Genomic DNA, 8,496 nt, shown 5'->3' on the forward strand with positions numbered 1-8,496 from the left:
CAGCAAAACCACGAATTAAATCCAAACGAAAAACATATCGTATTGATTGCCGCCTTTACTGCAACGGGTAACCTGCCGCAATTGAAAAATGCCCTGAATGCAGGCCTTGATGGAGGGTTGACCATCAACCAGATCAGAGAAGAACTGGTGCAGTTATATGCCTATTGCGGTTTCCCGCGTAGCCTTAACGGCATCATCACTTTGATGTCCGTGCTGGAGGAACGGAAATCAAAGGGTATACAGGATGCCGAAGGACAGGCCCCAACTGCTGTAACAGGCAATAATGAAAGCAAATATGAGGTGGGACGGAAAACGCTGGAAACTTTAACCGGTAAGCCGCAGAACGGCCCGCTCACGGGTGCTAATGCTTTTGCGCCAGGCATTGATGCTTTTTTGAAAGAGCACTTGTTTGCCGACATCTTCGGGCGGGGTGTATTGACTTATCCCGAGCGTGAACTGGCAACGATTACAGTACTTGCGAGCCTGCCCGGACTGGAAGCACAGTTACAAGCACACCTGGGCATGGGAATGAATGTCGGGCTTACAGAAGGGCAACTGGAACAAGCTTTTGCCTTACTGGAAAGTGGCATCGGGAAACAGCAGGCAGATGCTGCCCGTACAGTATTGGATAAGCTCAAGGTCATTAAATAAAGATCTATGAAAATCAGCAATCATTTTTACAGAGCGACAGTGCGGGCATCATTGAGGATACTTGGCTGTTGCGGAATGTTACTCGTTTCTATTTTACATGCCAAAGCACAAACAGATATGCGCATGATCCGTATAGCCAAAATTGAAGTTGATTTGACACAACTCAAGGAATATAATGCAGCACTGAAAGAACAGATGCAAACCGCTGTCCGGCTGGAACCTGGCGTATTGACCTATTACGCGGTCGCCGATAAAAAAGACCCTTCGCGGATAACTATCCTGGAGATCTACGCCGACAGCGCCGCCTATCTAAAACATATTGCTACACCTCATTTTAAAAAGTACAAGACTACCGTAGAGCATATGGTAAAGAAACTGGAACTGGTAGACGTTAACCTCGTCGGGAGTGCGAAGCAGCCCGGGTTATAGAACGTGACGGGAACCTTAAGTTGTATGCAGAGGGATTTCATCCGAAGGATGCAATTAAGGCAAAAATATTAACTATAGAAATTGAATATGACAAACGTATTAATACTTGGAGCCGGCGGACAAGTTGCCCGGCATGTAATCGACAGGTTATCACAAAACAATTCCATTCATCTTACTTTGTATCTGCGTAATGCCTCACACCTGCAACATTTGGAGGGCGAACACATTAAGCTGATCGAAGGCGATATACTGGACGGCGAAAAACTTAAAAATGCTATGCAGGGACAGGATCTGGTCTATGTTAATATAAACGGTCAGGAAGATGTGATCGCCGAACAGACGGTAAAAGCCATGCAAACCGCAGGCGTGAAGCGGCTGGTGTTCATTGCAGCCATCGGCATTTATGATGAAGTTCCTGACGCTTTCGGCCAGTGGAACAAACAGATGATCGGACCTATCCTGGAACGCTATAAGAAAGCTGCAAGCGTCATTGAGGCGTCTGGCCTGGTTTATACGATTCTTCGTCCGACCTGGTATACAAACAATGATGAAGTTGATTATAAAATCACCCAAAAAGGCCAGCCGGTTACCGGAACCGAAATAYCCCGAAAAAGTGTTGCTGACCTGGTGGTAAAACTTATAGAAGATCCTAAACTTCATGTTAATGAAAGTCTCGGTATGGAAAAAGCCGGAACCGAAGCTAATAAACCTGGTTTTATGAATTAATGAAATAAATGCGACACAAACGACAAGTAACTTTAAGGTAATAGGTTAAAATCCAACTTAGCGCTGTGTGTATGTAATCCTAACAGGGACTGCGAAATAGCTCGGAAAGTCCAGGGGCATTGAAAAAAACTTTAGAATTAACAGAGGCTGTATCAAAATAAATTGATCAGCCTCTGTTTATTATTCGGATACCTGTTTTTAGGTGTTTTAATTAGTTTCTTCTTATGGGTTCATTCTTTTAAACATGCCCTGTAGCTCAACCGGTGTTGCTTTTGAGAGCATTTCGCTATATCCAAAAGTCAATTGATCTTTGCCTTCTTCCAGTTGTTGAAATACTGCATTAATAAAATCACTTACAGAAGGGTGCTCGCTGTGCAGCCCTTTACCGCCCAGGTCAGTGTTGAGGGCGGGCGGGATCAATTCTATGACCTCTATATTTTTTGATTTTAGCAGGTGTCTTAGCGATAGGGTGAACGAATGAAAAAAAGATTTTGTGGCACAATAAACGGGCACCTTCGTAAGCGGCGAAAATGCCAACGCAGAAGTTACATTAATGATGGTGTCCAGTGACTTGAGTCCGGTGAATAGTGATGTCAAGTGTAATGGAGCTAAAACATTTGTTTCAATTTCATTTTTTGCTTTATCATAAAAGCGCTCATCAGAAATATCCATCCAGTTTTGAATACCTGCATTGTTTACCAATACATTCAAATCCCTGTGATGTTCAGCGGTCCATTGATAAAGCTCCGTCCGCCCGGATTCCTCCGATAAGTCGCAAACCTTTGTTATTACTGCCGGAAATTTGTCAGACACTTCTTGCAGCGCTTCTTTCCTTCTGCCACAAATAATAACCTGGTTATTTTCCTGGATAAATCTTTCGGTCAATCCCAGACCGATGCCAGTGGCTCCGCCGGTGATCAATATTTTGTTATTCGATAATTTCATTGTTTTCTTGTTAATGTTTAACGTTCCAAGGGACTCTTATATTCCTTAAATTAGTTTTCTTCGCCGCTGCAAATGATTGCTCGTTTTCAAGAACAAAGTTCCTGATACTTTCGCTCAAGAATGTTATATGGATTCCTGTTTTGCTTACCATTATTCCGATCAGGGAACAAACTATAAACCCAACAATTTTTCCGCATTCTTATAACCGATTTTTTCTTTGGCCTCTTGTGAAATAGGCGCAGTTTCAAGAAATTGCCTGGTGTGTTTATCTATTAAATAAGGATAATCACCCGAATAAATAATTTTGTCGGCCCCCAGTTCGTCAATCACATATTTAAGTTGAGCCTCAGAAAAAAGCCCGCTTGGTGTGATATAGATATTGCTTTTATAATAATCGGAGATTTTAAGATCTAATGTTAAAGTCTTGCTTAATTGATCGTCTAAGCGATTCAGGAAAAAAGGAACCAGTTCGCCCCAATGTCCTGAAATTAGTTTCAGGTCGGGCAGTTTGTCAAAAATACCCGAAGCAATTAACCGGACAATTGCGATTCCTGAATCTAAATGCCAACCATATCCCGCCGATGCAAACATAGCCCCTGCAACAGCTTGCCAATTACTACTCTGGTAATAGTGCGCTGCAATATTTGGGGGGATGAAACCAGGGTGCATATACACAGGTACGTTTAATTCCTGGGCTTTAGAAAAAACGGGGAAAAATTCAGGTTCATCAAAAAAGCGACCATTGAAAGTTCCTGAAAGCATTGCGCCTTTAAAACCTAATTCTTTCACAGTCCGGTTCAACTCTTCGCCGGCCGCAGTTGGATCAGCAACAGGCAAAGTGGCAAAGCCGGCAAATCTTGTTGGGTGCAGTTTTATTAAGTTAGCTAATTCATTATTGGCTTCCTGGCAAAGTTCAATGGCTAATGTTTCATCTGTTATATTTTGAGGGCTTCCGGCACCATATGAGAGCACTTGCATATCAACACCGCTCTCATTCATGAATTTTATCCGTCGCTCCCCAACATCTTCCATATCATCGCTGGTTGGCCCAATTTTCATTAACTCCTTCTGCACCGCATCGTTGGGTGCTATCCCACCATTTTCTTTGGCGTTGAATGCCGCTACTTTCTGTGAGATGGTTTTCAGGATAAAATGCTCCTCAATGGTAATTATCTTTTTTAATGGCTTCATATCTATAATAGTGATATTTTGAACCTGGCTCATCATGATGGAACCGCTGTTCTTTTATAAAAGAGCCCGGGATTTTACTCCCAAAGCTCTTTTGTAGGGGTTAACTATAAAGTCATTTACCTGCACCGTCGTATACCTCTTTGACAACTTCTGACGCGGAAACAAGTTTTGGCCAGCCTGCGTAAAATGCCAGTTGAGACAAAGCTTCACCCATTTCCTGCCTGGTAATGCCGTGCTCAACAGCCCTGCCCATGTACATTCCCAGAAATTGGATATCCCCGGCTGCGATCATTGCGCATACTGTTGCCAGGCTTCTGCTTCTTGATGATAATCCCGTACGCAGCCAAACTTCGCCATACAATAATTCATTGGTGTACTTAGCAAAACCTTCTGCTATTGGGGCGATGTTTTGCTGAATGAAAGCCACCCTATTTTCGTCGCCCGGTAAAGCTTCATTTTTATCAAGCGTCAGTGGGTCGATTGAAGGTAACTCTGCCTGTGATATTCCATAGTTTGCAAATACATCTTTTGCAACAGCCACAGCCGACATGGCATTGGGCACTCCTGAATAGAAAGCAAGGTGAGTAATAATCTCTGAAAGCTCGCCCGGTGTAATACCGTTGTTCAGCGATTTAATAAAGTAATGGGGCATTGCATTGCTTTGGTTTTTTGCTATCAGGCTTGATAGAGTAACTATGCAACGGTCATGCTTTGACAAACCCGGACGCTCCCAAACTTCGCCGACTAATTTTTCAGCAATATACTTGCCTAATGAAGGAGAAACACTACCTACGTCAGCACTTGAAAATGCAGGTTTCGGCGCTGTTGCACTGGTACTGTTAATTTTGAGTGCTTTTACAATGGCTTCACCTACACTTGCGGCAGATTGCGGATTTTGGCCCGTAATCAACCTGCCATCAATAGCGATGTTATTGTTCCAGTTGGGAGCGTGCTTGTAAACAGCGCCGTGTTTAATTAAAGCATCCTGCAGCAGGAACGGGACTACATTGGTTGATTGCACTTCTTCCTCTTCACCATTAGTAAAGCCTGCGACATTTTTGTCTGCGATCAGATATGAGCCATCACTTAGTTTTACATTTACCAAAGCTGCGGGGCCGTGGCAAACCGCAGAAACAATTTTCCCGGACTCATAAAATTCCGGTACTAACTTTAAAATTGCGGGGCTATCAGCGAAATCCCACATGGTTCCGTGACCACCTGCAAAAAATATGGCGTCATAGTCTGAAGCTTTTGCATCATCTAATTTCATGGTATTGGCGATAGCTTTACGAAAATCAGCATCTGCCCAATATTTGGCATTAACGGGATCATTGAAATCCTCTAAACCATCTAATGGGGCTTCGTCTCCTTTTATAGATGCAATATCAACTACAACACCGCTTGCTTCCAATTTTTCCAATGGATGTGTAACTTCGCTCAGGTTAAATCCTGTTGGGATACCTGTAGCTCCTTTTACATTGCAGCTTGTTACTACGAACAAGACTTTTTTTGAACCGCTTTCTTTGTTCATTTCGTTTTTCTTAAGGGGATTTATTTAGATAATTATAGTGCCTGAAAAAAATCAACCAGCTTTGGTACAATCTGATTTACATATTCAGGTATGTCGTAAAGGGCAATGTGAGTTGCACCTTCTACAATGAATAATTCTTTTTTGCCTTTTGCCAGGCTGTAGGCCTGTTCGCTGAACAATCTGGTATCAGCTTTACTACCGGCAATTAAAAGAATGGGTTGCGTAAGCAACGTGCTTATTTGGTCAAAGGCCGAGAAGGCTATCATTCTGTCGGTACCGGTAAATAAATATTTATTCACGGAATTTGGATGTTGTCCTCTTGGCGTTTTATAATAGTCATGACCTTCTCTCCATAGATCGGGCGTATTTTCATTGATCTCTTCTTTGGTTTCAGGTACCCAGTGCACGTAAAGGAGTTCTCCGCCATTTGCCTCTACAGTGCGCTGTTGCCCTACTTTTTTTAGCATATCCAGCAAAACAGAAGCGGGTGTTTCGTTTCCAAGAAAGTTTCTGAAGCCTTCACCCATAGGTGCTGCACTAATCGTTGCTATTGTTTTAAAGCGATGCTCTGTTTGTGCCACGCTGATGGCATAACCGCCACCTGCACAACTCCCGAACACTCCCATGCTGTCGGTATCAATGTAAGGAAGCGTTGATAAATAATCGGCACCGGCACGGGCGTCTTCCACTCTGGCAGTCGGCTCTTCCAGGTACCGGGGCTCACCCTCGCTTGCTCCCTGGTACGAAGCATCAAACGTTAATACTACAAATCCATGTTCTGCCAGCCGTGAAGCATACATCCCGATTGTCTGTTCTTTAACACCGCCGGCAGGGTGGATACATACAATAGCGGGATATTTTTTTGTTTCAATAAAATCCTCCGGCAGATGTATTTCGGCTGCCATCTTCAGGTCTTTGTTTTTAAAACTTGTTGCTTTTTTCATTTTGGTAAATTGAATGCTTCGTTTTTTAAGGATGTAAATGAACTGTGAATGATGCCATCGGTGGGGCAAATTCGGGGTGAGCCTGTCTTTAGCGCCCTGTACAATTATATCATTGATTTTTCCCAGGCACCCTGGGTATCAACTCCCGCCTTTGCTGCCAGTGACTCTATCTTTTCTATTTCCTGAATAGTTAAAATAATTTTAGTGGCATTTAAAGCGTCTTCAATTTGTGAAGTTTTAGTTATGCCGATAATGGGCAAGGTGTTTTTAGCAATAGCCCACGCAATGGCAACCTGGGCAACGGAAGCATTTTTGCTGCTGCCGATTTCTTTCATTATATCGGTTAATTCTTCTACTTGCGGAAGTACTTTATTGTAGGTATTTGCCCTGGCACTACCTTCGGGAAGCGGGTTCCGGGTGTTATATTTGCCGGATAATGCACCTTGCTCCAGCACCATATAAGCAAAAAAAGTGATGTCATGTACTTTGCAATAGTCGATGATTCCGGCATCTTCGGACGAACGGTATAAAAGGCTGTAATGGTTTTGGACGGCAGAAATATTAAATCCTGCTTTTGCGAGGATACTGTTTGCCAGTTTAATTTCTTCCAGGTTATGGTTAGATACCCCAACGCTTTTTACTTTTCCGCTTTTAAGCAGCGGAATCAGTTCAGGATTCCATTTACTAACGTCGGTGGGGTTATGAATCCAATAAATGTCAATATAGTCCGTGCCCAAACGCTCCAAACTGCTATTCAGCATTTCCTCGACAGGATTGCTGGAAGAACCCGCCATTTGTGGAGTGAACTTGGTAGATAACAGGATCTCTTCGCGGGGATATTGCTTTACAAATTCACCTAAAATGGATTCGGATGAGCCCATGCCATAGGCCGCAGCAGTATCCCAAAGGTTAAAACCTGCTTTCATTGCTGTGTCAAACACCTGCTTTAAATCGACGGCGCTGAGGCTGTTCCCGAAAACCTGGTCGCCTCCTGCTAAGCCTGTTCCCCATGACCAGGTACCTAATGCTATTGATGGTAATTTTTTCATTTCTCTTTATTTTAAATGATTTTGCTGAACTATATCCAATGATTCAATAAATCATTGGACGGAGCGAAGTTCTTTATACTTTTGCATCAGATAGTTATACAGATTCCTGTTTCTCTTACCATTATTTCTGTTCAGGAGTATTTCTCTACGACTTTTTGCAATACGTTTGACCCAATAAAAAAGGCCTTATGACTTTGTTTCATAAGGCCTGTGCATGTTAAAAAACAATTGCTAAAACGGGCATTTTAAGATGGGATATTAAAAACGACTTTGCCTAAAGCCCCCTCTTTGATTATAGTTTTATAAGCTTCCTTATAATCTGACATGGGATAGGTCTTGCTAATATGGATATCAAAGCCTTTTAATGCATAATTTGCCAATCGATTTAAACTTTCCGTATCTGATTTCATTAAAAGAATTTCATATTTCTTTCCAGATACCATGTTATTTGAAAATGAATGCACAAAATTCCAAAGCGAAGGAGTTACGGTAAAATATGTTGATTCAGGCTTCATCAATTTTTTAGCCTGGCTGAAAGATAATTTTGCAGAGAGTTCAATGATAACATCAAACTTCTTCTTTAAATCCGTCACTTTTTCTTTGTTGTAATCAATCACATAATCACTACCCCATTTTTTTAACAAATGATGTCCTTTTGCGCTTGAAACAGCCGTTACAATCGCACCGTGGCTTTTAGCAATCTGTATAGCAAACATACCTACTCCGGCAGACGCACCATTTATCAAAATCTCCTTCCCTTTGATGTTATCAAGGTTTTTAGTAAGCATCTGTAAAGCTGACTGGCCGACCGTTGGTATTGCTGCAGCCTGTTCAAATGACAGATCCGCAGGCTTTTTAGCAATTTCTTTTTCATTCACCAGGATGTATTCTCCAAGTACTCCCTCTTTAAAAGGATTTGTTACGCCAAACACGTCATCCCCGGCTTTAAATTTTTGGATACCCATACCTGTGCTTTCTATTGTTCCGGAGAAGTCGCAGCCAACAGATTTTGGGAATTTCTTGCCCGACA

Annotated in this window: 9 protein-coding genes; 3 read left to right on the forward strand and 6 right to left on the reverse strand. The window is 42.4% G+C overall.

Annotation, left to right across the window (positions count from 1 at the left end):
• From AC1DPZ_RS17340 to AC1DPZ_RS17350, 3 genes are all read left to right on the forward strand, one after another.
• Positions 1-651, forward strand: a 651-nt coding sequence (locus tag AC1DPZ_RS17340; protein ID WP_477405643.1) for a carboxymuconolactone decarboxylase family protein, incomplete at its 5' end; no start/stop codon positions are given.
• A gap of 6 nt (positions 652-657) precedes the next feature.
• Positions 658-1,080: a putative quinol monooxygenase gene (locus AC1DPZ_RS17345; protein WP_477405645.1), complete on the forward strand. Its 423-nt coding sequence runs from the start codon at positions 658-660 to the stop codon at positions 1,078-1,080.
• An 87-nt stretch (positions 1,081-1,167) separates the two neighbouring features.
• Positions 1,168-1,806, forward strand: coding sequence for an SDR family oxidoreductase (locus AC1DPZ_RS17350; protein WP_477405647.1), 639 nt, complete (start codon positions 1,168-1,170; stop codon positions 1,804-1,806).
• 222 nt (positions 1,807-2,028) lie between these two features.
• On the opposite strand, the gene AC1DPZ_RS17355 is transcribed toward AC1DPZ_RS17350, so the two are convergent.
• The 6 genes from AC1DPZ_RS17355 to AC1DPZ_RS17380 form a co-directional block, all read right to left on the reverse strand.
• Positions 2,029-2,751, reverse strand: a complete 723-nt coding sequence (locus AC1DPZ_RS17355) for an SDR family oxidoreductase (RefSeq protein WP_477405649.1) — start codon at positions 2,749-2,751, stop codon at positions 2,029-2,031.
• 171 nt (positions 2,752-2,922) lie between these two features.
• The gene (locus AC1DPZ_RS17360) at positions 2,923-3,942 is read right to left on the reverse strand and encodes an amidohydrolase family protein (RefSeq protein WP_477405651.1); all 1,020 of its coding nucleotides are present in this window, start codon (positions 3,940-3,942) and stop codon (positions 2,923-2,925) included.
• Between the two features lie 112 nt (positions 3,943-4,054).
• Entirely contained in the window at positions 4,055-5,473 is a 1,419-nt protein-coding gene (locus AC1DPZ_RS17365; RefSeq protein ID WP_477405653.1) for a carboxymuconolactone decarboxylase family protein, read from the reverse strand.
• Between the two features lie 32 nt (positions 5,474-5,505).
• Positions 5,506-6,417 carry an alpha/beta hydrolase gene (locus AC1DPZ_RS17370; RefSeq protein ID WP_477405655.1) on the reverse strand — a complete coding sequence of 304 codons (912 nt, stop codon included), beginning with the start codon at positions 6,415-6,417 and terminating at the stop codon, positions 5,506-5,508.
• Between the two features lie 104 nt (positions 6,418-6,521).
• On the reverse strand, positions 6,522-7,466 hold the full coding sequence (locus AC1DPZ_RS17375) for an aldo/keto reductase (protein ID WP_477405657.1): 945 nt from the start codon (positions 7,464-7,466) through the stop codon (positions 6,522-6,524).
• Between the two features lie 245 nt (positions 7,467-7,711).
• Positions 7,712-8,496: NAD(P)-dependent alcohol dehydrogenase (locus AC1DPZ_RS17380; protein ID WP_477405659.1), on the reverse strand; the 785-nt coding region annotated here is incomplete at its 5' end.

This window comes from Mucilaginibacter sp. P4_G9 (assembly GCF_056400985.1).

Excerpts from the sequence above, each read along its gene's own strand:
- AC1DPZ_RS17370 (WP_477405655.1), bottom strand. The coding sequence starts at position 6,417 with ATGAAAAAAGCAACAAGTTTTAAAAACAAAGACCTGAAGATGGCAGCC.
- AC1DPZ_RS17345 (WP_477405645.1), top strand. The coding sequence starts at position 658 with ATGAAAATCAGCAATCATTTTTACAGAGCGACAGTGCGGGCATCATTG.
- AC1DPZ_RS17355 (WP_477405649.1), bottom strand. The coding sequence starts at position 2,751 with ATGAAATTATCGAATAACAAAATATTGATCACCGGCGGAGCCACTGGC.
- AC1DPZ_RS17360 (WP_477405651.1), bottom strand. The coding sequence starts at position 3,942 with ATGAAGCCATTAAAAAAGATAATTACCATTGAGGAGCATTTTATCCTG.
- AC1DPZ_RS17365 (WP_477405653.1), bottom strand. The coding sequence starts at position 5,473 with ATGAACAAAGAAAGCGGTTCAAAAAAAGTCTTGTTCGTAGTAACAAGC.
- AC1DPZ_RS17375 (WP_477405657.1), bottom strand. The coding sequence starts at position 7,466 with ATGAAAAAATTACCATCAATAGCATTAGGTACCTGGTCATGGGGAACA.